The sequence below is a fragment of the Paenibacillus sp. MAHUQ-45 genome (genome assembly GCF_058133325.1).
Map to the genome: position 1 here is coordinate 731741 of NZ_JBYUPV010000001.1, position 23400 is coordinate 755140.

At 45.5% G+C, this 23400-nt stretch carries 24 protein-coding genes and 2 pseudogenes; 23 read left to right on the forward strand and 3 right to left on the reverse strand.

All coding sequences use genetic code 11. The features are described 5' to 3' along the window. Positions 1 to 389 precede the first annotated feature (389 nt). The 12 genes and pseudogenes from folD (at position 390) to AC3Y23_RS03295 (ending at position 12962) form a co-directional block, all read left to right on the forward strand. Entirely contained in the window at positions 390 to 1247 is an 858-nt protein-coding gene (folD, locus tag AC3Y23_RS03240) for a bifunctional methylenetetrahydrofolate dehydrogenase/methenyltetrahydrofolate cyclohydrolase FolD (protein WP_379195533.1), read from the forward strand. A gap of 9 nt (positions 1248 to 1256) precedes the next feature. Then, a complete protein-coding gene (gene xseA / locus AC3Y23_RS03245) occupies positions 1257 to 2642 on the forward strand; it encodes an exodeoxyribonuclease VII large subunit (protein WP_379195535.1) in 1386 nt (461 codons plus the stop codon). Next, complete coding sequence (gene xseB, locus AC3Y23_RS03250; protein ID WP_379195537.1) at positions 2614 to 2868, forward strand: exodeoxyribonuclease VII small subunit; 255 nt, start codon at positions 2614 to 2616, stop codon at positions 2866 to 2868. Before xseA ends, xseB begins: the two co-directional genes overlap by 29 nt. Then, entirely contained in the window at positions 2855 to 3799 is a 945-nt protein-coding gene (locus tag AC3Y23_RS03255; protein ID WP_379195539.1) for a polyprenyl synthetase family protein, read from the forward strand. The genes xseB and AC3Y23_RS03255 overlap by 14 nt, the downstream gene beginning before the upstream one ends. A gap of 97 nt (positions 3800 to 3896) precedes the next feature. Continuing rightward, the gene (gene dxs, locus AC3Y23_RS03260; RefSeq protein ID WP_379195542.1) at positions 3897 to 5801 is read left to right on the forward strand and encodes a 1-deoxy-D-xylulose-5-phosphate synthase; all 1905 of its coding nucleotides are present in this window, start codon (positions 3897 to 3899) and stop codon (positions 5799 to 5801) included. 48 nt (positions 5802 to 5849) lie between these two features. Then, positions 5850 to 6749, forward strand: a complete 900-nt coding sequence (locus tag AC3Y23_RS03265; RefSeq protein ID WP_379195544.1) for a TlyA family RNA methyltransferase — start codon at positions 5850 to 5852, stop codon at positions 6747 to 6749. 59 nt (positions 6750 to 6808) lie between these two features. Beyond that, complete coding sequence (locus AC3Y23_RS03270) at positions 6809 to 7288, forward strand: hypothetical protein (protein WP_379195772.1); 480 nt, start codon at positions 6809 to 6811, stop codon at positions 7286 to 7288. Between the two features lie 30 nt (positions 7289 to 7318). Beyond that, positions 7319 to 7768 carry a transcriptional regulator AhrC/ArgR gene (gene ahrC, locus AC3Y23_RS03275; protein ID WP_175373063.1) on the forward strand — a complete coding sequence of 150 codons (450 nt, stop codon included), beginning with the start codon at positions 7319 to 7321 and terminating at the stop codon, positions 7766 to 7768. Between the two features lie 55 nt (positions 7769 to 7823). After that, a complete protein-coding gene (gene recN, locus AC3Y23_RS03280) occupies positions 7824 to 9566 on the forward strand; it encodes a DNA repair protein RecN (RefSeq protein WP_379195547.1) in 1743 nt (580 codons plus the stop codon). Positions 9567 to 9688: 122 nt separating this feature from the next. Further along, positions 9689 to 10807: a SpoIVB peptidase gene (spoIVB, locus tag AC3Y23_RS03285; RefSeq protein WP_379195549.1), complete on the forward strand. Its 1119-nt coding sequence runs from the start codon at positions 9689 to 9691 to the stop codon at positions 10805 to 10807. Between the two features lie 199 nt (positions 10808 to 11006). Further along, on the forward strand, positions 11007 to 11825 hold the full coding sequence (gene spo0A / locus AC3Y23_RS03290; protein ID WP_379195551.1) for a sporulation transcription factor Spo0A: 819 nt from the start codon (positions 11007 to 11009) through the stop codon (positions 11823 to 11825). Positions 11826 to 11998: 173 nt separating this feature from the next. Beyond that, positions 11999 to 12962: pseudogene (locus tag AC3Y23_RS03295) on the forward strand (tyrosine-type recombinase/integrase). A 161-nt stretch (positions 12963 to 13123) separates the two neighbouring features. Here AC3Y23_RS03295 and AC3Y23_RS03300 read toward each other — a convergent pair. Next, positions 13124 to 13249: a hypothetical protein gene (locus AC3Y23_RS03300; protein WP_379195553.1), complete on the reverse strand. Its 126-nt coding sequence runs from the start codon at positions 13247 to 13249 to the stop codon at positions 13124 to 13126. Continuing rightward, complete coding sequence (locus tag AC3Y23_RS03305; protein ID WP_379195555.1) at positions 13242 to 14225, reverse strand: hypothetical protein; 984 nt, start codon at positions 14223 to 14225, stop codon at positions 13242 to 13244. The genes AC3Y23_RS03300 and AC3Y23_RS03305 overlap by 8 nt, the downstream gene beginning before the upstream one ends. A gap of 179 nt (positions 14226 to 14404) precedes the next feature. On the opposite strand from AC3Y23_RS03305, the gene AC3Y23_RS03310 reads away from it, so the two are divergent. The 11 genes and pseudogenes from AC3Y23_RS03310 to AC3Y23_RS03360 all read left to right on the forward strand — a co-directional run bounded on the left by AC3Y23_RS03310 (position 14405) and on the right by AC3Y23_RS03360 (position 22744). Continuing rightward, on the forward strand, positions 14405 to 14653 hold the full coding sequence (locus tag AC3Y23_RS03310) for a DUF7669 domain-containing protein (protein WP_379195557.1): 249 nt from the start codon (positions 14405 to 14407) through the stop codon (positions 14651 to 14653). A 460-nt stretch (positions 14654 to 15113) separates the two neighbouring features. Next, entirely contained in the window at positions 15114 to 15317 is a 204-nt protein-coding gene (locus tag AC3Y23_RS03315; RefSeq protein ID WP_379195559.1) for a hypothetical protein, read from the forward strand. Then, on the forward strand, positions 15311 to 15763 hold the full coding sequence (locus tag AC3Y23_RS03320; RefSeq protein ID WP_379195561.1) for a hypothetical protein: 453 nt from the start codon (positions 15311 to 15313) through the stop codon (positions 15761 to 15763). Before AC3Y23_RS03315 ends, AC3Y23_RS03320 begins: the two co-directional genes overlap by 7 nt. A 19-nt stretch (positions 15764 to 15782) precedes the next feature. Next, on the forward strand, positions 15783 to 16022 hold the full coding sequence (locus tag AC3Y23_RS03325; RefSeq protein WP_379195563.1) for a hypothetical protein: 240 nt from the start codon (positions 15783 to 15785) through the stop codon (positions 16020 to 16022). A gap of 232 nt (positions 16023 to 16254) precedes the next feature. Beyond that, positions 16255 to 16857: a DUF4145 domain-containing protein gene (locus AC3Y23_RS03330; RefSeq protein WP_379195565.1), complete on the forward strand. Its 603-nt coding sequence runs from the start codon at positions 16255 to 16257 to the stop codon at positions 16855 to 16857. Positions 16858 to 17623: 766 nt separating this feature from the next. Next, positions 17624 to 18487 carry a PDDEXK family nuclease gene (locus AC3Y23_RS03335; protein ID WP_379195567.1) on the forward strand — a complete coding sequence of 288 codons (864 nt, stop codon included), beginning with the start codon at positions 17624 to 17626 and terminating at the stop codon, positions 18485 to 18487. A gap of 544 nt (positions 18488 to 19031) precedes the next feature. Then, complete coding sequence (locus tag AC3Y23_RS03340; protein WP_379195569.1) at positions 19032 to 19559, forward strand: DUF5677 domain-containing protein; 528 nt, start codon at positions 19032 to 19034, stop codon at positions 19557 to 19559. Next, positions 19517 to 19816: a hypothetical protein gene (locus tag AC3Y23_RS03345; RefSeq protein ID WP_379195784.1), complete on the forward strand. Its 300-nt coding sequence runs from the start codon at positions 19517 to 19519 to the stop codon at positions 19814 to 19816. The genes AC3Y23_RS03340 and AC3Y23_RS03345 overlap by 43 nt, the downstream gene beginning before the upstream one ends. 293 nt (positions 19817 to 20109) lie before the next feature. Beyond that, a pseudogene (locus AC3Y23_RS03350) lies at positions 20110 to 20622 on the forward strand (restriction endonuclease). 553 nt (positions 20623 to 21175) lie between these two features. Further along, the gene (locus tag AC3Y23_RS03355) at positions 21176 to 22021 is read left to right on the forward strand and encodes an amidohydrolase family protein (RefSeq protein ID WP_379195571.1); all 846 of its coding nucleotides are present in this window, start codon (positions 21176 to 21178) and stop codon (positions 22019 to 22021) included. 345 nt (positions 22022 to 22366) lie between these two features. Beyond that, entirely contained in the window at positions 22367 to 22744 is a 378-nt protein-coding gene (locus tag AC3Y23_RS03360; protein WP_379195574.1) for a hypothetical protein, read from the forward strand. A 172-nt stretch (positions 22745 to 22916) separates the two neighbouring features. Here AC3Y23_RS03360 and AC3Y23_RS03365 read toward each other — a convergent pair whose 3' ends face one another. Then, positions 22917 to 23390 (reverse strand): GyrI-like domain-containing protein, encoded by a 474-nt coding sequence (locus tag AC3Y23_RS03365; RefSeq protein ID WP_379195576.1) that lies wholly within the window; start codon positions 23388 to 23390, stop codon positions 22917 to 22919. Positions 23391 to 23400 lie beyond the last annotated feature (10 nt).

Sequence of the window (23400 nt, forward strand, 5' to 3'; positions counted from 1 at the left end):
TTTAGGAGCATTATCGCCCCCTAAAATGGTTCACTTTAGCTTTAGAGAAGCGAATCTTTTAGATTAAGTGCGGTTATTGCTCTTAATATACATTACACTCGAAATTCCCGACTTTTAAGGTACGATATTACCATTATTTAGGATATCGATCTTTTGTCAGTAGACACGAGGAATGCATCGGTAGACTTCAGGAGACAAGCTGACCCTGCATTTTGCAACGCTTTGCAAGCCAGGTTTTTGAGAGCACGCCATGTTTTGTGTAGAGCTAGGAATTATCTTAGAATCAGGAATGAACTTTAATGTTGACCTCTGATTTTGACTTGAGCCCCAAAACAGGTTCAATTTATAATATAAAATCAACCAAAGCCTACCAAAGAGGAGAGATTTTCATGACAGCAGCAATCATCAGTGGTAAACAAGTATCCGACGAAATTCGCATCGACATTGCCCGGGAGGTTGCTGGGCTTGTGGAACGCGGGGTAAAGCCAGGTCTTGCCGTTGTGCTTGTAGGGGAAGATCCGGCTTCACAGGTTTATGTGCGCAATAAGGAGAAATCCTGTATTAGTCTGGGCTTCCATTCCGAAGTACATAGACTAGATGCCTCGACTTCGCAGGAAGAGCTGCTGGCACTGGTAGAACAGTTGAATCAGCGTGACGACATTGACGGGATTCTGGTGCAATTGCCATTGCCAGGACATATCGAAGAAAAAGCCGTTATTGATGCGATTGCTGTGGAGAAGGATGTTGACGGTTTCCATCCGGTGAATGTGGGTAATCTGGTTATTGGCGATGATAGCCTTCTTCCATGTACACCTGCTGGTGTCATAGAGTTGATCAAGCGTACAGGAATCGAGATCTCCGGCAAGCATGCCGTGGTCATCGGTCGCAGTAATATTGTCGGCAAGCCGGTATCCCTGCTATTGCAACGTGAGAATGCTACAGTGACCATGTGTCATTCCCGTACAGCCAACATTGTGGAACTCAGCCGCCAAGCTGATATCCTGGTAGTTGCGATTGGACGTGCTAATTTCATTGATGCATCCTATGTTAAGCCAGGCGCTATCGTCATTGATGTTGGTATGAACCGTTTGGATTCTGGCAAACTTGCCGGGGATGTTGACTATGAAAGCGCGAAAGAAGTTGCTGGCCATATTACACCTGTACCGGGTGGTGTGGGCCCTATGACGATTACAATGCTGATGGGGAATACGCTGATTGCAGCTAAACGCCGTCACGGACTGGAATAGGTAGAAATCATGGCGGCAGAGCGGCAAGTCTATTCCATTAAGGAACTTAACCGTTACATCCGCATGAAGCTGGACTCGGATCATCTTCTGTCGGATGTATGGATACGTGGTGAAATCTCCAACTTTACACATCACGGCAGCGGACATATGTATTTCACTCTGAAGGATGAGAGCAGCCGAATCAAGGCGATCATGTTCGCGTCCCATAATCAGCGACTCCCCTTTGTACCGAAGGAAGGCTCGCGGGTCATTGCCAGGGGCAATGTGACTGTATATGAGCGGGATGGGCAATACCAGTTCTATGCAACACACATGCAGCCAGATGGCATCGGCAGTCTGTATCTTGCTTATGAACAGCTGAAGGCGAAGCTAGAGCAGGAGGGATTATTCGCGGCGGAACGCAAGTCTCCACTGCCAAGGATGCCCCGCTGCATCGGGGTTGTAACTTCTCCGACCGGCGCAGCTGTGCGGGATATTATGATTACACTTCAGCGAAGATACCCGCAAGCCGCGGTTGTACTGTATCCGGTGACAGTGCAGGGCAAAGGCGCTGCGCCTTCCATCGTAAAGGCGATCAAGACCCTGAACGAGATGGGTGAAGCTGACGTGCTAATCGTTGGGCGCGGCGGAGGCTCCCTGGAGGAGCTCTGGGCGTTCAACGAAGAGATCGTCGCCCGTGCGATTGCGGCATCGAATATCCCGGTCATCTCGGCCGTTGGCCACGAGACCGACTTCACGATTGCCGACTTCGCCGCCGATCTCCGCGCGGCGACGCCTACAGCTGCGGCTGAGCTGGCGGTGCCGCATGCCGCCGAGCTGGCGGCGCAGCTTCGCCAGCAGCAGCGCAGGCTGCGCCAAGGGCTGCAGCGGCGCGCCCAGCGCGGACGCGAGCGGCTGGCTTCGCTGCAGCGGTCGCCGGTGCTGGTCAACCCGCGCCGGTATCTGCTGCAGCATGCGCAGCAGCTCGACATGCTGCGCCAGCGGCTCGCAAACGCGACAGATGCGCGCTTAGGGCGCGCGCGGGAGCGGGAAGCGGTGCTGCGGCACAGCCTGCAGCGCTTCCACCCGCGTGACGGCGTGATCGCCGCCAGGCAGCGCGCCGAAGGCTTGCGCCGTGAACTGATCGGCGCTATGGGGGCACGGCTGCGGGACAAGCGTTCGAGATTTGTGGCGGAAATGCGCCACCTCGACGCGCTAAGCCCGCTCAAAGTTATGTCGAGAGGCTACAGCCTCGTCTACGACGAAGGACAACAGCACTTGGTCAAATCGCTGAACGATGTAGCACTCGGCGACCTTGTGGTGGTCAAGCTGAATGATGGTGAACTGAATTGCCAGGTATGGGGAATGAAGGAGGATGGCAAAGACGATGACAAAGGAAGCGGAACTGGATTTTGAAGGAGCAATGGACCGTCTGGAGGAAATCGTGCGGGAGCTTGAGCACGGCGATGTCCCCCTGGAAAAGGCCATCGATTTATTTCAGCAGGGTATGAAACTGTCCCAGCTGTGCGGCAACAAGCTGGAGCAGGTAGAACGCAAGATTGAGATGATTGTAGAAGAAGACGGCGAACTGCGCAAGAAGCCGTTTGGCGGTCTGGAAGGGGTCAGCGATGAGTCCTTTTGACAGCAATCCCGAAGGGATCGCCGGGGAGCCCCTGCGGGAACCCATTGAGTCCTATATTGCGATAATTAATGATCTGGTCACGACTGAACTGGAGACAACCATCCCTGAGGCATGGTTTGTTCCTGATAACTTGCATAAGGCGATGCAGTATTCGCTGATGGCCGGGGGCAAACGCCTGCGGCCACTGCTTGTCGTCGCGGCTTGTGAAGCACTGGGTGGATCACGCTCTGCTGCGCTGCCTGTAGCTGCTGCCATCGAAATGGTACATACGTATTCACTAGTGCATGATGACCTGCCAGCTATGGACAATGATGATTACCGGCGCGGTAAGTTGACGAATCACAAGGTGTTCGGTGAAGCGACAGCCATCTTGGCCGGAGATGCACTACTGACCCACGCGTTCTACAGCATTGTACAAGCCACACGGCGTCATGGTATTCCGGCGGAGAGCTCGCTTGCCATCGTAGAGGAACTGGCTGAAATGGCCGGTCCACGTGGGATGGTTGGCGGTCAAGTGGCCGATATGGAGGGTGAACAAGGCTTAACCAGCCTGGAGCAGCTTCGTTACATTCATGAGCACAAGACTGGTGATCTGTTTATCTTCTCGCTCTTGGCGGGAGGACGGATCGCGGGTGCGAATGAGCAGCAGCTGAACGCCCTGCGGGAATTCGGAACAAATATTGGACTGGCCTTCCAGGTTCAGGACGATATTCTGGATCTGATCGGCGACGAAGGCAAACTTGGTAAAAAAACAGGAAGTGATATCGAGCAGCAAAAAGTCACATATCCGTTTTTTATCGGGATTGAGGCTTCGAAATCCGAGGTGGAGAGATTGACGATGACAGCCCGGAAAGCCGTGCTGGACGGCGGTTTCACTGACCCTAGCCGGCTGTTGGAGATCGCCGATTATCTCATGAAGCGGGATCATTAGAATCAAATACGGAAACGGCTGTACTTCGACAGCCGTTTCGTTTGTGTTATAATGGGATTTATATATTTTACAACAACTAGGAAAGCGGGGAATACACGTGCTGCTTCCACAAATAAATGAGCCTGCGCAGTTGAAAATGCTATCAATCGAAGAAATGGGTGTTCTTGCTGAGGAAATTCGTCATTTCCTGATTGAAAAGCTGTCTGTAACCGGAGGGCATCTAGCACCAAATTTGGGAGTCGTGGAGCTCACGCTGGCCCTGCATTACTGCTATGATAGTCCTCAGGACAAAATCATTTTTGACGTCGGGCATCAGTCTTATGTCCACAAAATTTTGACCGGACGGAAGGATCGTTTCGATACCCTCAAGAAGCATGGAGGGCTCTCGGGATTCGTCAAACGTAACGAGAGTGAGCATGACGTTTGGGAGGCCGGGCACAGCAGCACCTCCCTGTCAGCAGCTATGGGCATGGCTATGGCCCGGGATATGAAAGGCGAAGACAACAACGTGATTGCCGTAATCGGTGATGGTGCGCTCACCGGCGGTATGGCTTTTGAAGCGCTGAATCATATTGGACACGAGAAGCGTAAACTGATGGTAATTCTGAACGACAATGAAATGTCCATTGCGCCGAATGTAGGGGCTATGCACAATTATTTGAGCAAGATTCGTTCAGACCGCCACTATTTGCGCGCCAAAGACGAAGTTGAAGGACTGCTCAAGAAAATCCCCGCGATCGGAGATCGCCTCGCCAAAACGGCGGAGTGGGTGAAAGACAGCCTTAAATATATGATGGTTCCCGGTGTTCTTTTTGAAGAACTGGGCTTTACGTATCTTGGACCTGTAGATGGTCACGATCTTGAGAAAGTGATCGAGACCTTCCAACAGGCCGATAATGTGAACGGTCCTGTGCTTGTGCATGTGCTTACTACGAAGGGTAAGGGCTATAAACCGGCGGAAGCCGATTCTCACAAATGGCATGGGATTTCCCCTTACAAAATCGAATCCGGCCAAGTGCTTAAAGCAGTCGGCAATCCGATGTACACCGAAGTATTTGGCAAGACATTGATCGAACTGGGTCGTGAAGATAAGCGTCTGATTGCCGTTACGCCTGCTATGCCAGGCGGATCGGGACTGTTCCCGTTCGCTAAGGAATTCCCTGATCGTATGATTGATGTCGGCATTGCTGAGCAGCATGCCGCTACCCTCTGTGCCGCGCTGGCGATGGAGGGCATGAAGCCGGTGTTCGCGGTCTATTCCACCTTTATGCAGCGGGCTTACGACCAGATTTTGCATGATATTTGCCGCCACAATGCCAATGTCATGTTCGCAATCGACCGGGCCGGCTTTGTCGGCGCTGATGGAGAGACGCATCAAGGGGTATACGATATTGCCTTCATGCGCCATATTCCGAATATCGTGCTGATGATGCCGAAGGATGAGAATGAACTGCGCCATATGATGAAGACAGCACTAGATTACAATGACGGCCCGATTGCTTATCGTTATCCGCGGATCAATGGCACAGGTGTTCCGCTTGATGAAGAGCTGCACACCATACCGATAGGTACTTGGGAACGGGTACGTCCGGGCGATGAATACGCGGTTGTGGCCTGCGGGCCAATGGTTCAGCTTGCAGAAGAAGCAGCTGAGCTGCTGAAGCGTGAAGGTATTCAAGTTGGTGTAGTCAATGCCCGCTTCCTGAAGCCGATGGATAATTCGATGCTGCTGGACCTCGCTCATGCCGGAACAAGCATGGTTGTATTGGAAGAAGCAAGTCAAGCTGGCAGCTTGGGCAGTGCTGTGCTGGAATTTTATGCGGAGCATGAGCTATACGATGTCAGGGTTCATCCAATGGGTGTGCCGGATGTATTCGTGGAGCACGGCTCGATCAAGGAGCAGCGTCAGGTGGCGGGCCTTACCGTCGAGGCGCTCTGCAAACGAATCAAGTCGATGAGCGCGCTGCGCGCCTTTTCATATAAGAACACTTCGTCTTCCTGAGAAGACCGGAAGCTGTAACCCGCATCCTTTGAACAATGGGAGATGACCATGGAACACCGTAAAGAACGGATAGATGTACTGCTCGTGGAGCAGGGGTATTTTGAAAGCCGTGAGAAAGCCAAGGCCGCCATTATGGCCGGCCTCATTCTCGCGGATGAAGAGCGGATCGAGAAACCAGGCATGAAGGTATCGCGCGAATCCGTTCTGAAAGTTAAAGGGGCTGTCCATCCTTATGTTAGTAGAGGTGGATTGAAGCTGGAGAAAGCGCTCTGTACCTTTGGTATTGATCTTACCGGACGGACTATGCTTGATATTGGTTCTTCCACTGGCGGATTTACGGATTGTGCGTTGCAGCATGGCGCCAGTCATGTCTACGCCATTGATGTCGGCTACAATCAGCTGGACTGGTCGCTACGCAACGATGAGCGGGTCAGTGTCATGGAACGGACCAACTTCCGTTATATGACACCTCCGGATCTAAAGGGGCCTGTTCCCGATTTTGCCAGCATCGACGTATCATTCATTTCCCTTAAAATCATTCTCCCGCCGCTGATGGCGCTGCTGAAGCGTCCGGCAGATGTTGCCGCGCTGATCAAGCCGCAGTTCGAAGCAGGCCGGGAGAAGGTTGGGAAATCTGGCGTAGTTCGTGAATCTGCTGTGCATAAGGAAGTGCTGGTCAATGTGCTTTCGATGGCGGCCGAGCTGGGCTATAGTCTTCAGGATCTGACCTTCTCGCCGATTACCGGTGGAGAGGGCAATGTGGAGTTCCTGGCTCACTGGCGACTTGATCCGGCTGATGAGTCTGTAGCAGAGAAAGCCGTAGAGCACCCTGATAGTGCGGAAGCTGCGCCTGCTGCCGTCAGCTTTGCTGCGTTGGCCGATAAGGTCATCAAGGAGGCTAACGCCACGTTTAGTGTCAATACAACTCATGGAAACTCACGGCGGTGAGTTTCTTTTGTCATTGGGGAGGATTTTGCGGGGGTTCGCACGAATAAATCTCCGAGGTGATGGATGTGGCAGGTAGCTCTGACAAGATCGTCATGACGGTGATTGGAATCGCGGTTGCCATAGGCTTGTTATACAGATTGTATGTATGGCTGGAGGGCTCTCCGCGTTCAATGATTAAAGATAAGATTCCGATAAATAATGATATTCCCCCGCATCCGGCCATCGACTTTATGGAAGAGGCTGGGTACGAGGTGATTGGCGGCAAATTGAAGATTCCTCTGTCATTCCGGGTCAATGGAGCGGCGATGTACAGCAGGATCTTCATAGATTATGTTGTCGCCAAAGAGGACGGGTCCTTCTATATGGTGATTCTTGCCCGCCCCCGCAAGCCGCTGGATTTCACCGGCAGCGGGCTGCGTGATTATTTGCTGCCTTATCTGCTGATCTACCCCGAATGCAGTGGTGTGCTGTATGTCAATATGGCGACTGCAGCCATCCATGTGATTGAACTCGGCAAAGACGATGGTGAATCCAATTAAGCTAATTTTTTTAAAAAACGGGAGGCAACAATGAAGGGACAACGACATATCAAGATTCGCGAGATTATTACACAAAAGGAAATAGAAACACAGGACGAGCTGGTGGAAGCGCTGCGGGATGCCGGTTTTCAGGTAACCCAGGCTACGGTGTCTCGTGATATCAAGGAGCTCTTGCTGATCAAGGTACCGATGGATGACGGCAGATATAAATATTCCCTTCCGACAGATCAGCGTTACAATCCGGTTCAGAAGCTCAAGCGTGTATTGGTGGACAACTTCGTACAGATTGACTTTTCCGGTAACCTGGTTGTGATGAAGTGTTTGCCGGGTACGGCAAATTCCGTTGCCGCTTTGATCGACAATATTGATTGGCCGCAGATTATGGGAACTATTTCCGGGGATGATACCATCCTTATTATTTGCCGCCAGCCCGAAGACAGCAAAACGGTGATTTCGCAGATTATGGGTTATATTTCGTAATCCTCTAGCATTAATCAATAGCCAATGGCATGACTTTTCGGAGGTGCTTCTTTTCGTGTTAGAAACGTTATCAATCCGCAATTTGGCCGTCGTGGAGGCGGTGGATGTTCATTTTTTTCCCGGATTTCATGTGCTTACCGGTGAGACCGGTGCAGGTAAATCCATTATCATTGATGCGCTGGGACTGATTGCCGGCGGACGCGGGTCCGCTGATTCCATTCGTTACGGCTGTGAGAAGGCGGAGATGGAAGCACTGTTCAGCCTGCCGGACAGCCATCCGGTGTGGGAAACGCTGGAGAGACTGGGCATCCAGGCACAGAAGGAGGAACACCTGATCATCAGGCGCGAGATCACCTTGCAGGGCAAGAGTACTTCCCGCGTTAACGGACAGATGGTCAACCTCAGCATGCTACGGGAAATTGGGGAACAACTGGTCAACATCCACGGCCAGCACGAGCATCAGAATCTGCTGAAGGCGGAACGCCATCTCGGATTACTGGATACTTACGGCGAACCGATTATTGGGCCGCTTAAAGCGGTGTATCAGGAGCGGTATACCGCTTTTGCCAAGGTGGAGAGAGAACTACGGGAATTGCAGGAATCCAGTCAAAAGGCATACCAGATGCTGGATCTGTATCGTTTTCAGCTGGAGGAGATTTCTTCGGCGGCATTAAAACCGGGTGAAGATGAATTACTTTCCGAAGAAAGGGTCAAACTATCCCACAGTGAGAAAATGATGGATTCCGTATCGGGGGCATACGAACTGCTGTATGATCGCCAGGGTCTGGAATCAATTGGTAAAGTCATTTCAAGGCTGGAAGACGCCGTCCGTTATGATGAAAAAGGCTTGAAGAGCATTCTGGAGCAACTGCAGTCTTCCTATTATCAATTGGAGGATGCGGCGTTTCAGCTTCGCGACTATCGTGAAGATATCGAATTCAATCCGCAGCGGCTGGAGGATATTGAGAACCGGCTGGATCTGATTACTGGCTTGCGCCGTAAATATGGAGACAGTGTAGAGCAGATCCTTGCTTATTATGAGCAAATTCACCGGGAAACCGATTTATTGGAGAATAAAGACGAGTATCTTGAGAAGTTGACTGTGAAGCGCGATAAACTGCTTGCTGTATTAATGGAGGCAGCTGGTGAGCTAACCGAGGCAAGACGGATCTGTGCGGACGATCTGGCTACCCAGGTGGAAAGCGAGCTGAAGGATCTCCAGATGGAGCGGACATCGCTTAAGGTCAGCTTGGAGACACTGGAGGACCCGCGGGGCATTGAATACCAAGGCCAGCGCATTCGTTTAACGAGACAGGGAATCGACAGCGCCGAGTTCATGATCTCTCCAAACCCCGGGGAGCCACTGCGCCCACTGGGCAAAATCGCTTCTGGCGGTGAGCTGTCGCGGATTATGCTGGCGATGAAGAGTATTTTTGCCCGGACCGACGCTATTCCTGTATTGATCTTTGACGAGGTGGATACCGGTGTCAGCGGTCGTGCAGCACAATCCATAGCGGATAAGCTGTTTAAGCTGTCTTCTTCTTGTCAGGTGTTCTCCATTACCCACTTGCCGCAGGTCGCCTGTATGGCTGATCATCAGTACCTGATCCGTAAAAAGGTGGAGGATGAGCGGACCATGACCGAGGTCGAAGCCCTGTCCGAGGATGGACGGGTGAAGGAGTTGGCCCGGATGCTGGGTGGCGTGGAAATTACCGAAAAGACGCTGCATCATGCGCAGGAAATGCTTAATCTGGCGGGGGCCAGCAAGGCTGCGCAGGGTAAGCGGGACAATGATTGACAGTAATAAAAGCCTGGGGGCAAGGTTATCTTATAGGTACGCAATTGGCGACCACCTTTTTCGTCAAGCGAAAGAAGCAAAAGGGAGCGTGACAGCCATTGAAGCCGAACCTCAGGAAGTTAATGCCCGGCCTTTTACTTGCCTTCTTTCTCAGTTTATCAGGCATAACGGGACCCATCACAAGCTTTGCCTCTTCACCGGAGCGTGAGCCTAACCAGGCCAAGACGGTGCAGAAGGGAATTGATCCGGAGCTGAAGGTCATTCCGGGAGGACAGACGATTGGTGTGAAGGTGAAATCTGCAGGCGTGCTGGTTGTCGGGCATCACATGGTCCAGACTTCACAGTCCTCCAAGATTTCACCTGGCGAGAACAGCGGACTGCTGCCCGGGGATCTGATGACCTCCATTGACGGTGTGAAGCTGGATGAAGTGTCCAAGGTAGCCAAACTGGTGGAGCGTGCTGGTAAAGCAGGCGAATTCCTCAACATCGTCTTTAAAAGAGGTGGCAAGGAGCATACCGCCAAGCTTAAACCCGCCTACGACCGCAATGACAAGGTGTGGCGTCTTGGACTTTACATCCGGGATTCAGCAGCAGGGGTAGGTACCCTGACCTTTTATGCTCCGCAGCAGGGGGTGTATGGTGCACTCGGGCATGTCATTACCGACATGAACACAGGAACACCTATTGTAGTCGGCAGCGGCCATATTGTGCAGTCCAGTGTTACCTCGATATCCAAGAGCCAGGACGGCGATCCTGGTGAGAAAAGAGCTCATTTTCTCAAGGAGAGTCAGGTTCTAGGAAATGTGGAGAGTAATACGGACTTTGGTATCTTCGGCAAAATGGACCGTAACCCGGAACACAGCCTCTATAAAGAGCCGATTCCGATTGCACTGAGCAACGATGTGAAAGAAGGACCAGCGCAGATCCTGACCGTTGTAGACGGCCAACAGGTGGAACGTTTCGATGTGGAGATCATCCATGTAGCTAAGCAGCAGGTTCCTGCCACAAAGGGTTTGATTCTGCGGATTACCGATCCTCGTCTGCTCGACAAGACCGGAGGGATTGTGCAAGGGATGAGCGGTAGCCCCATTGTGCAGAAAGGCCGTCTGATCGGCGCCGTCACCCATGTATTCGTGAACGATCCTAAATCCGGGTACGGCTGCTTCATCGAATGGATGCTAAGGGATTCCGGAGTAATCAGCGAACAAAATAGCTTACAACAATATCTTAAGGCCATTTAGCCTTAAGATTTTTTGTCGAAGCTGACCGAACTACATCGAACCGTGCAATAAAATAATTAATTATAATCTAACCCTGAAAAAAAATAAAGAAAAATAATTTTCGACAGAAGGAAATTCAATCCAGATGTCGAAAACGTAAGGGAGAGAAGACAAAATTGTTATTTTCGAATAGCAGGTATAAATAAGGAGGAAGCAGCCAGTGCAGAATATCGAAGTGTTGTTGGCCGATGATAACCGGGAATTTACGAACTTGCTAGCCGAATATATTACAGAACAGGAAGACATGACTGTAACGGGCATCGCGTACAATGGGGAAGAAGTACTGCATATGCTTAGCGAAACACGTAAAGTTCCCGATGTCCTTATTCTTGATATTATTATGCCTCATTTGGACGGACTGGGTGTGCTTGAGCGTCTGCGTGAAATGGACCTGAATCCGCAGCCCAAGATCATTATGCTGACAGCTTTTGGACAGGAGAACATTACGCAAAGAGCTGTGCAGCTAGGGGCATCTTATTATATTTTGAAACCGTTCGATATGGAAGTTCTTGCGAACCGGGTGCGGCAATTGGTGGGCGTACAATCCAATCTGACCTCTTCCTCTTCTTCCGGGATGTCGGGCTTCACGGCTTCAAGATCTAATGTGGTGCCATTGTCCAAGGGCAAGAATCTGGATGCCAACATTACCTCCATCATCCATGAGATTGGTGTTCCGGCCCATATCAAGGGATATCAGTACCTGCGTGAGGCGATCACCATGGTGTACAATAACATCGAAATCCTGGGTGCCATCACCAAAACGCTGTACCCGGCCATCGCTGAAAAGTTCAAAACCACGCCTTCCCGTGTTGAACGCGCCATCCGCCACGCCATCGAAGTGGCCTGGACCCGTGGCAACATTGACAGCATCAGCCACCTGTTCGGCTACACGATTAATATCTCCAAATCCAAGCCGACTAACTCGGAGTTTATTGCCATGGTAGCAGACAAGCTGCGCATTGAGCATAAGGTTTCTTGAAAGGGTAAGGAGGAGTGAGGGGTAAGGGATTGTGAGTGTCAAGGGCTATTGCAATTATGGCTATAAATATCCGAAAGTGGACGTTTTGAGCCGATAAATATCGAATAAGTAAGCCAACAAATACCACTTGTTTATTGGGTTCCTAACAATCCCATAAAGGAGTGGTATTTCTTATGACAGACATGGAATTCCACCTCGACAATTTTATGCTTTATTGCAGTTCCAAGAATCTTTCCCGCAAGACAATGGCACCCTATGAACAAACCCTTAAGTTGTTTACGCTGTTCTTGAAGCAGAGCTTTGGGATTGAAGATGTGAAGAAAGTCCAGTCAGGACATATTCGCCAATACATTAAGTATCTGCGGGAGCGGGGCAAATACACGGTCGTCAACAAGGAAGAAACCAAGAACATCAATCATCCAGATAACCGAAGCGACTATAAGAAGGACATATCGATGACAACCATAGCCAACTACGTTCGAAACATCAAAGTGTTCTTCTATTATCTGTACCATGCTGAGCGAGAAATCCCGAAAAATTAAATGGATAGTATTGACAACCCTGAGTCTGAACGGAAGATGAAGAAGATGCTGACATCTGATGAAATCAAGCGAGTGTTAAAGCAGTTTGATTCATCGACCTTTCACGGTTACAGGAACTACATCATAACTAAGCTCTTGGCGGATTGGAGAGTGCCTGTCCCTTTTTCCTGAGCATTTCGATTTCACACATAAGAGCATTCTAATCACGAACCCAAAGAATAAGCAGGAGCGTTATGTTTACTTCTCATTCAAGCTTGCTAATGACATGAAGCAATGGATGAAGTACAGGGACAGATATTCGGAGAGTCCGTTCTTGTTTCCGACGACCAGAGGAACGCAGCTAGAAGTTCGCAATTATGAAAGAGCATTGCGTCAGGCAGGAGAACAGGTAAGGGTGTCCATTCATCCTCACCAACTGAGGAATAACTTTGCTAAGTACAACATCTTGAACAATGGGGACTGGTTTAGCTTGTGCCGCATCCTTGGACATAGTTCAGTGGAAGTAACTCAGAAAGCGTACCTGGATTTTACAAACGATGAGATCGCTAGAAAGTACCAGAAGCATAGTCCTATAGCGCATATGGATGGGATTTGATTATGTAGTGAAGCTCTAAGAGGCGTCTTGAAGCCCTAGAGGTTAGGGAATATATTTCCCTGTAAGTCTCGATTTAAAGCTGTATTAGCCTCAGAATGTGGCTGTGAAGTAGTACACAACATCGAGCACCTATCTCACAATAGAGAAGGTGCTCAATTTGTTTAATTTTTTGCTCTTTTGATTAAATGGTTGATTCCGATAACGGCCAAACTGATAAGAACCAGGATGAACCATGCAGGGGCAGAGAAGGCCTTGCCACCGCCTAATGCGATTCCGACGTTACCCATTGAGTGTCACCTCCTCTCCTGTAATCTGAGCGAGATGAGCAGGGAGAGCCGCGATAATTTGATTCCAGTTTCCTCTCGTGGAAGGATTGGACAAGAACTGCATGAGTTTTTGTCTAAAACCACCGCTGATTAAGACAAGCAAAACATATCTGTAGAACGATGGCTTGTCTGTAAATAACTTTAATTGAAAAGAATCCTCTAGATTTTTAATGCTATTCCCGAAGAAAGGAATATCATATACGCTTCCGAAGTGAACCTCTAGATCCGACCAGTATTCCTTTAGTATTGCGATAAGTTCGTAAGCTTCTTGATAGTCTTGCTCATCTGAGTGTCTTACTGAATTCTTCCAGGTCATCATCTGCAGCCAGTTGTTTGTTGGCCCAAGAATAGTCTCATTCATTACTTCCGAGTCGATATTAGATAGTTGATTGAAAGTGTGAAACACATCCAACGATATGGTTCCGTTGTCGATTATGTCAGAAACGAGTTTACTGACTATCATTAATCGCTTAGCAGATTCTTTTGCTTCGATCCTCTGCATCTCTTCAGAATGTTTTGTTGGCCTTCCAATTGCTTTAGGTGCTCTTGCTGCTTCGTTGTTAGCGATATCTTCGATGATCTCAGGATACTCAGGATGTGCAGTATAACCTGCAACTTCCTTGAATGTATTCATAATGCTCGAATGGAATTCAATAAGTCGAGCCTTTAGCTTGTCCCACTGAACAGGATATCCTTTCCAATAAAGGATGAAGATATAGTCCTTCTGATGCTTACATAGTCTGCTAGATTTAAGCTTATCAATTAAGATAATAGCGTCTATTGTCCGCTCATCGTAGTGGGTAACGACACCCTGGGAGAATCCTAAACTCACACGATTTCCAACGATAAGACCATATTCGACGTACCGCTCAATCATATTGCTGCTTATTGATATTCCGTGCTCTCGAACTCGTTCGAGCAATTCCGCTTTCAACATTGTTTTTCACCTCTTGAACCGATTGTAGCCCGCCTACAATATGAAAACAATGGATGTTGAATGCGGAAATGAATTAGACATTGGCTCTAATCACAACACTTAATCACAATAGAAGATTACTATTCTGGAAAATGAAGTTTATGTTAAGATGAGGAAAATCATGAATGGGGCGATTCTGAATGAAAAGCACTTGCAGGGATGAACTGTTACAAGCAACGAGAATCATAGTTAAAGCCAAAGGAGAAAATCGGTTCACACCTAAGGAAGCTATTGAGTACATGCAGCGCAACAATACGAACTATGCTGAATCTACGATCAGGACACATATCGTTTCAAAATGCTGCGCTAATGCAAAGCGGCATCACGCTACGGTCTTTAATGATTACGAACGGATCGGAGACGGTTACTACAAGGTCATTAATTTGTAGGAGTGGTAACCATGAAAACTAAAACTGTTACAGAGCTTATCCCTAAGTTCAATTGGGAGGAGATGAACTGACCGCTGTTACATAGAGCTTCAGGTCTATGATAAGCAGAAGAATGTCACTAAAAGAGAAGGGAGTGACGAAAGAAGAGATTGAGCGCTGCGGAGGTATCCTAAGATATAAGGTTCGTTACAGATCAGTTAATCTTGGTAATGCAAACTTCCACAAGTTTGGTGAGTTGTGTACGGATGAAGTTACTGGTTCCATAATCTCTAAGTATTTCAATACACTGCCTACAGCGAATCTAATCATTTCATCAGCTCCCAGAACAAACTAACGTCGGGTCGTCACCCTAGAAGCGATAGACATCAAAACAAGCAAAGTAAGTTGGGAATATGGCAATGCAATCCCCTTTGTCGGTTTTGTTTTAGCAGCGAATAAGCTTTATGTTCCAATTGATGTCGTGATTCATATTGTAGATGAGAAAAATGGGAAGGAGATTGACTCCATAAGCACGGATGCGCCAATATCCAGTTTGAATGTCGCTGGAGATCAGCTCTACATAGTCGATCTGAGCGGACATGTCACTGCTATTGAATTTAAGACCAAAATGCAGGAATGGCAGTATGGTAATGATGTCTTTGAGGTGCCAAAACCCCTGTGTTAACCTTGCTTAAAGATAAGGTAATCGCATCCGAAGTGAGAAGCGGACAAATGGTTGGCATCGATGCTAAATCAGGTAAGGAGTTATGGAAGATTAAGATAGGTGATGAGAAGTACCGCGCCACCATTCCTTGGATTGTACCCCAGCCGTCCATACTTGAGGATGCATTATACATTGGCGCTTGGGGTGGAGAGTATGAAAAGTATAAAGGTACTCCTGCCTATTCTGATCTGATTGCTATTGACGGCACCAAAGGAACGGAGCTGTGGAGGCAAAAAGTCGATGACTATATTATGTACCCTTCATCATTCAATAACGACCAAACCATCTTTACTAATATGTATCAATCCGTAACAGCATATAATGAAGGAAAGGTAACGATACCAGTAACGGCAGGTGAGCCAAATCCTTCAGTAGAAGCATCATCTGCTAACAAGCCTTTATCCTAATGAGGTATCAACGGAATATATGGAATATGAATTGACGGATTCTGAAGGAAACTGGAAATCAGAGAAACAAGCCTTTAAAATAGCCTTTACAAACAATAACTATGGAGTCATTACCTTCTATGAACAAGGCGTGGCAATTCCGGTACAATTTGAATACAAGAAGACTGAATTTGGCAGGGTTATGATGCTTGTCGGCGCTGAACAGAAACCTATAAGCATACGGCTGGACGATATAAATTCGCTCGGGTATGAGAGATGAAAAATCAAGATTAGTTTAACTAGCAAGAGAGGTAACCAAAGTGCAATCATTTGATGTAAATAATGGCTAAATTAAGAACCCAATAGACAAACTCATATTTAAAGTGCAGGAATGTGTGATAATAACGTAGAATAAATATGGTGAAGTGGAACGTGTTAACACAAGTACTCATTGTTAATTCGCACTACAGAATTTTATTGAGATGGATTAGTTTCCAGAATTGAGGTAAGGTATGATTGTCGAGTGTCCGTATTGTGCATCTAAAGTAGATGGTATTGTAAGAGGCGAGCATGAAACTTTTGGCGAATATGAAGATCATCCGACGAAGCGAGTTCTTTTAGAATGTCCTATCTGTAAAAGTTCATTGTTAGCCCGAACAGAATACTGGCAGATAGGGCATGATGAATTTGAATGGAGTCATGCTGTTAGGTTATGGCCAGAGCCTAGAAGAGAATTGTCTTGGGATTTACCTGAGACGGTCAGTTTCTCTCTGAATGAGGCTGAGAAATGCTTTAAAGGTAGTGCGTATTTGGCATGCGCTGTTATGTGTGGAAGGGCTGTTGAGGGTATTTGTAAGGATTTTGACACTAAGAGTTCGAACATCGCTGGTGGTCTTAAGGAATTGCTTGAGCGTGAGATTATTGACAAGAGAATTTATGAATGGGGAAATACTCTGCGAATTCATCGGAATGTCGGAGCGCATGCCTCTGATGTGATGATAAATAAAGTAGACGCTTCGGACCTTTTAGATTTTGCAATAGCAATATGTGATTATGTTTATGTTTTGAGAAACAAGTTCGAGAACTTCATGAAAAGAAGACCTAGCGACTCATAAAGCATCAGTCAATTATGGTAGTATTGTGGTAGCATACTTCCAATAATGCTAAGAAATCAAAGGTCACTTAAGGAGAAGAAGAATACCTGAAAGCCTTGACTTATAAGGTTTTTTGTCTCCTTACTGCAGAATGTTTTAAATTTCGCTCTAGAATTATCGGAGGGTATTTTTTGAGTGATACAATTTAGTGCAAATATGTTTTGTGAGGGTAACATTTTGTGGTTGCTAAAGACATCATTCTATTAGATCCTCCCGAAGATTGTTTGACTGTTTTACTTTCTACATATAACAACCTCACAGTCAGCCCTAGAACGTCTCAGCAGCAATTAAAGGTACATGCTCATCTGCCCATAACAGATACATGTACCGCTTTTTATTTCTCCACACTAACAGTTGTTTGATTGAAGATGTACCCTCTGCAAAATTTTTCGTAAGGGATAGAAGTTATACACAGCGTACAGCTTAAATCGATTGAAGCAAAATAAACCTAATATGCTGAAACTATTTTCCGTAGTAAAATATCGCTGGGTAATACTAGAGAGATAATGTTTACAGACTTCCATAAATTTGAGAGAAATCGGAGTGATAATTATGTGCTATAACGTTACAGTAGTAGGCACCAATTCAGTAGAGTCTTTCATTCATCTCTATCCTCTATTAGCCAATGAATATGACAAACATAATGAAAAAGAGTAGTGTTATACTAATTATATTAGTAAATAGTTTTAAAATCGGTCGATAATAGGTTTGGAAGGTGAATAAAAATATGAATATACTTAGTTTTACCAGTACACATACATTAGAATATTTAAATCGAATGCCTTCTGTATTAAAATGGTTTGGTATAAAGGACATAAATTACAAAAGTTCAAGATACTCAAGATATATGAATTATATTAATGATTTTATGGCAAGCGGAAATAAGAATTTTAAATCAGACGCATTCCTTAAGGCGAATGAAGCTTTTCAAGAATGCATTCAAATTGTTGATATTTTTGAAGCGTTTAAGCATGAAACGAGTGACGGATTCAATGAAAGACTCGAAAAAGTTGTAAAAGGTCAAGATTTTTTTGATATTACTTCAAAAAACGACTCTTCTCGAGATTTCTTATATGAACTAACAGTTGCAGTAAACCTTAAGAATAGAGGTTATAAAATAGATTTCAATCAAAATACTGATGTAATAGCAACTAAAGGAAATGATACTTTTTTAATTGAATGTAAGAGACTGAGATCACTAAATGGGCTAGAAGAGAATTATAAAAAAGCGGGTAAACAATTAAATGAAGTTACAAATACTGATAACAAATATGGTTTGATTTTTATTGATATTTATAATTGTATTTCAAAAAAGATCACTCTAAATGGATATAAAACGGAATTCGAAATGAATGACGCAATAAATGCACTAACCAATGAGTTCTACAAAGCAAATATACATAAGATTGAAATTTTAAATGATAGATTTCGATACAATTCTTTGGGTGTTTGCTTTACAGCTTTTAAAAATTTATGGTTAAGCAATGAGACTCCTTATTACTTTAAAAAAATTAATGTTAAGGCATCCCAATATATCTTAGATGAGAATTATAGTAAACTAGAAGAGGTAATGAGTATTTTAAAAAACTAATTTATAATCGTATTTTTTTGTAAAGAAGGTTGAATGTGCTTTAGCGCTGTATGAAAGTCAGGAACAGCATATTTACTGATATTGAAAATAACTGGTGTAAGAAGATAAAATCTACACATAAATTAATATATGTAAATAAAACTAAGTAAAGTTGAATAGGGACAAAACATGAGAGCATCCACAGGATGTTCTTTTTCATATACCCCCATACTTGTAGATCAGAAAGGTTTTTTTGGATTACCATAATATACCACAGGCTGTTCTACCGCGACAGGTCAATGAGGATGGTGATGGATTTCTTTACAATAAGTTAAAATGAGAATTTATTAGGAGTGTAGTTATGTGAGTTTGGCATTATGCTATGCTGGTATTAAATAAATGCTTTATCTAATTAGAGGGATTTAATTCGAAGGAGGATACAACGGTGGGAGGTATGTAATAGGAATTACAGGATCTATTTTCATTAGGAGATGTGGAGGATGGGTTTCAGTTATACATACAAGACTTAGAACGAAGATTCCCAGAATGGCTGGAAGGTCAAGCTGTGGAAAATGATACTACGCTATATCTGCTTTTAACATACTATTACTTTCTAAATTACTTGGCAGACTCTTCAATTTTAGATGCAGAACAAGGAAGCTATTTGCTGGCGTCCAAAGCATCTACGGATTTGTTTACAATATATAATTGTCTGAAAAACGGCTGTGTTCATCAAGCCTCGCTTATATTCAGATCGTTATTCGAAACAGCGGTCACAACTACATTTATCTATGATGATTTTAAAAATCGTATGCAGTTGTTTATGGACTCAAAGTATATAGAAAAGTACCTGGCGATAAAAAGGGATAGCAGTATTATACCTGTAAGTGAACATGCAGAAATTAATAGAACGTATCATAGAATAAAACATAAATACATACCACGATCAAACTGGTATAGTAAACTCTTACTGTCTATCATAAATAAAGATGCTAAGCTCAAAGTAAATACCCAAATGCAACACCTAAAGCTCTATGTGAAGTCGTGCAAATGTCTGATGATTACGATAGATTGTATGGAGCTTTGTCCTTGACGGTTCATGGTTCTCCTGTAGTAGATCATTTATTTGTTTCTAAAGGCAATTTTAAAGCTGCACCAGTGTTCAATTCTCTACAGATTAAAACAACTTCCAGTCTTGCAATTAACTATGCTCATATAGTGTTTCGGCATATATTGGAAAAATTTGAAAATCAGAAGACTAAAAGAATGATTGAATACTCTATGTGGCTGTTGTACGCAAGTGCAAAGATAGCTCAGGATGTAGATGATGTACCGGAATATGGAAGATGATGCATTGCAATGTTAATAAGGAACATATGGAGGAGAGGCAGTTAATCTAACTGTCTCTTTTTCATGTCGAAAAAACCAATAACTTAATTTATTTCCAAGGTAATATGGTATTATTTTACTAGTTGATTTTAGAGGTAGCTCTAATGGTCTATGTTTTATCTGTATCAATAGTTGTAGTTATTATCACGTTTGGTCTGTTGGTTGTGAGTTTCCAACATAAACAAAAGAGGATAGCAGTCTTTACTGAAGAGAATTACGATTTAACAGCTATCAACATGGCTGAAATAGACAGAATGGAGGATGGCTCAGGATTCGAGATGTATCTTTACAGACTGTTAATGGAGCTTGGCTATTCAGGAGTATACAAGACTAAAGGGAGTCGCGATTTTGGAGCTGATGTGGTGTTTACAGATCGTGAAGGAGTCAGGAATGTTGTACAAGCAAAGCGGTATCATGTTGGCAATCCAGTGAGCATCAGCGCTGTGTAGGAGGTCTTCTCATGCATGTGGTACTACAAAGCTAAAAGAGCCATTGTGATTGCTACAGCCAAGTTTACGGAGCCATGTGAAACGCTGGCTGGCATCAACTATGTGAAGCTGCTCGATCGAACTGACTTGATGAATATCATTGAGGCGTTTAGAAGCGGCGATACTGTTGCAGCGAGTGATATCATTGAAGGAGAGCCAAGGATGATACTGGAGTCCTGGTCTGAAGCGAATAGCGGTGTACTGCACGAGGTGCGCAAGGATTACAAGGCTGAGAACTATGTGAAGAAAGTTACGGGAATAAAACTTAATATATGGTAATTATATTAATTTAAGTAAAATGGAAATAAGGCTATGGCTGAGCCGGGCACGATGCCCATACATTCAGGAGTGAATTTTGCAACATACCGCAGACTGCTATCGGTTGTTTGGCTGCGTGCATGACCCCATAGGATTCATGATTTGGAGAATGCAAGCATGAGAAAGCAAAATATTCAAGCCTTTCAGGAAACACACGAAAGGTTGCTCCAAGCAATTCAAAGTCTTAGCGAGAGGGATTTCCTTTCGAATAAGCGGTATTTTGATGGATACTACTGTAACATTGCGGGCATTCGCTCAGGATGCTTGGATAAGCGGTCAGCATGTTAATCAAGGAATGCCGCACATATTCTGGCAGCTTTCCCCGTTCTGCTGCAGTATAACACGCTACTGCTTCACTGGCTGACAGATGATGGTTGGGAGAAGCCAGATATTAATTTTAAGCGCGATCTGGTGCGAATCATGGAGATTAAACGTAACATCGCAGCCCATATCGAGAACCATCTGGGGGCATATCATCTGTGCAAACTTAGGAAAAGAAGGAGGGTTAACAACTATGATTATTGATTTTCGTATGAAGGCGCCGATTCCCAAATGGGAGAAGCTATTTGTGGACGGGAAGGATGTTGTCAGAGATAGAAGCAAGCTGCAAAACGTCGTCTCAGTACCTTCAAGCACGCTTGATGAGGTGATTGGCGAGCTCGACTTTCATGGTATAGATTACGCGGTCATTATGGGGCGTGGCAATGAGCCGGGCTCATCGAATGAGGAGCTTGCGGATTTTCTGAAAAGTCCGCTGTCCAAACGCTTCATTGGCTTTATTGGGGTAGATACTCCCTACGTCGACGAAGCGGTAAGAACGATTGAAACCTACGCCGCTACAGGGCTGTTCCGCGGGGTGGCGCTCAACGCATCTGTGTTACTGCCTCATTTACCAGTAGGCGACCCTGCGTGGGACCCTATATTCAAAGCCTGCACAAAGTATAAGTTGCCGCTTGCGCTGACACTGAGCATTTATCTGGGTATAACCGGACCGCGACAGAACTATGATTTCGCTAGACCAAGCCAATTGGTTAGAGCTGCCCAAGCGTTCCCGGATTTAAACTTTATTATCAACCACGGAGCTTGGCCATTCGTAAATGAAGCGATAGGGACCGCTTCGTACCTTCGCAATATTTATATATTGCCCGACCTGTTTGTTCGATTCCCGGACGGAGAAAAGTATCTGGAAGCTGCGAATTTCCATTTATCGGACCAGATCTTGTATGGAAGTAATTATCCCAATGTGCCATATGAATTTACACTAGATAAGGTGAAAAATTGGAGTTGGGATGACGGCGTACAGCAGAAGTTTTTTTATGATAATGCTGCTAAACTACTGGGCTTGCCTGTTCAGGAGTAACTTTAGTGTTGTAGCTGAATCGGAACGCTCAGAGCAATAAGCTCCGAGCGTTTTTTGAACCTGATATTTACTTATTCATCATCTCTGAAGGTAGTTCCCAGTGATTATAGTAGTTAGAGACATTCATAAAGATCAATATCCTCGTTTATAAGTTCATCCTCTTTTACTGTATGCCATCCGGAAGGGAAGTCGTAGAAGCTTTTACTATGATAAGACTTGGCATTCAAAGTATAGGTTATTTCATTCTTATAGATTTAATCAAAGATAAAATGGATATTTCAGATTTAATGTTGAAAAAATAAAAATCACAGGTTATATTTTCCTTATTGAAAGGAGGTTGCAACCATGCCAAGAACCAGATATACGATCTCACCAGCGCAGATCGGACAATTTGAAACTAATGTATTTTTGAAAGAAGCTAAGGGCTACTATGATCGCACAGCGAAGAAGTTTGAAATGATTACTCTGCTACCAGGTTCTTATTTATCCAAGAATATTTTTAACAGTGGATGGGTCCCTGAAAACTTTTCATTTTTAATCCGTGAGGGCTTCATTAAAGAAATGGCAAATGCTTACGAGGTCCTCAAGCCCATTTGCGGAACACCTGGTGGCACGGCGGCTTTCACACAAGGGCAAGACGGGCCTTCTGCACCGAATGGCTATTTTCTTTGGAGATTTGCCAATGGACAAAATATTGATGAGGCAGGAGAGCGGCCAAATTAAACAAGAGAAGATATCTTCGATTTGCTAAAGGATATCAAACACATTAGAGAGTCCTTTAAAGGAGAACGTATAAACTAAATAGTGCAAAAAGCGTTACAAAGAAGCGATTCTCTCACTCCAAGAATCGCTTCTTTACCGCACCACAACAGCCATCTTCACAGCACCCCGCCACTCAATCCCCCAGCGGCAAATAAATCTCAATAACACTCTCTTCGTGTTCCGGTGACCCTAGATCCGCCGAGTATTCAAAATCAAACATCCGATCACTACCGATATCCGCTTCACGGATGGCATCATACGTTTCGCCAATCTGCGATTCGGGGCCTGTATGGGTGATCTTCGCGTAGGTTCCAGCCGGTAGGGTATGGCTTATGAATCCATCGTTCAATGTGCTGAACTCACTGACTTCTACCGCAACGATACTTTCAAAAGGGACATCCGGTGTCCACTCGACGTCAGGATACACTTGGATCAGGTAGATGCCAGTGTCATCTAATTGGTTGGCAATTTCATGACGTCTTGCTATCAGTGCTTCGCGTAATTTTACGACAACTTCATTTTCCAAGTCTTGATTTAACGATGCTGTTGCGGTGTACCCCACAAGTTTGGTTTCATTACGCTGTACCTGTATTGATTTTATCGACACGAGTACCCAG

Excerpts from the sequence above, each read along its gene's own strand:
- AC3Y23_RS03360 (WP_379195574.1), top strand. The coding sequence starts at position 22,367 with ATGCCAAGAACCAGATATACGATCTCACCAGCGCAGATCGGACAATTT.
- AC3Y23_RS03345 (WP_379195784.1), top strand. The coding sequence starts at position 19,517 with ATGTCTGATGATTACGATAGATTGTATGGAGCTTTGTCCTTGACGGTT.
- AC3Y23_RS03335 (WP_379195567.1), top strand. The coding sequence starts at position 17,624 with ATGAATATACTTAGTTTTACCAGTACACATACATTAGAATATTTAAAT.
- AC3Y23_RS03310 (WP_379195557.1), top strand. The coding sequence starts at position 14,405 with ATGAAAAGCACTTGCAGGGATGAACTGTTACAAGCAACGAGAATCATA.
- AC3Y23_RS03265 (WP_379195544.1), top strand. The coding sequence starts at position 5,850 with ATGGAACACCGTAAAGAACGGATAGATGTACTGCTCGTGGAGCAGGGG.
- xseA (WP_379195535.1), top strand. The coding sequence starts at position 1,257 with ATGGCGGCAGAGCGGCAAGTCTATTCCATTAAGGAACTTAACCGTTAC.
- AC3Y23_RS03300 (WP_379195553.1), bottom strand. The coding sequence starts at position 13,249 with ATGGGTAACGTCGGAATCGCATTAGGCGGTGGCAAGGCCTTCTCTGCC.
- ahrC (WP_175373063.1), top strand. The coding sequence starts at position 7,319 with ATGAAGGGACAACGACATATCAAGATTCGCGAGATTATTACACAAAAG.
- xseB (WP_379195537.1), top strand. The coding sequence starts at position 2,614 with ATGACAAAGGAAGCGGAACTGGATTTTGAAGGAGCAATGGACCGTCTG.
- AC3Y23_RS03255 (WP_379195539.1), top strand. The coding sequence starts at position 2,855 with ATGAGTCCTTTTGACAGCAATCCCGAAGGGATCGCCGGGGAGCCCCTG.
- AC3Y23_RS03270 (WP_379195772.1), top strand. The coding sequence starts at position 6,809 with ATGGATGTGGCAGGTAGCTCTGACAAGATCGTCATGACGGTGATTGGA.
- folD (WP_379195533.1), top strand. The coding sequence starts at position 390 with ATGACAGCAGCAATCATCAGTGGTAAACAAGTATCCGACGAAATTCGC.
- AC3Y23_RS03325 (WP_379195563.1), top strand. The coding sequence starts at position 15,783 with ATGGAATATGAATTGACGGATTCTGAAGGAAACTGGAAATCAGAGAAA.
- AC3Y23_RS03355 (WP_379195571.1), top strand. The coding sequence starts at position 21,176 with ATGATTATTGATTTTCGTATGAAGGCGCCGATTCCCAAATGGGAGAAG.
- spoIVB (WP_379195549.1), top strand. The coding sequence starts at position 9,689 with ATGCCCGGCCTTTTACTTGCCTTCTTTCTCAGTTTATCAGGCATAACG.
- AC3Y23_RS03330 (WP_379195565.1), top strand. The coding sequence starts at position 16,255 with ATGATTGTCGAGTGTCCGTATTGTGCATCTAAAGTAGATGGTATTGTA.
- AC3Y23_RS03305 (WP_379195555.1), bottom strand. The coding sequence starts at position 14,225 with ATGTTGAAAGCGGAATTGCTCGAACGAGTTCGAGAGCACGGAATATCA.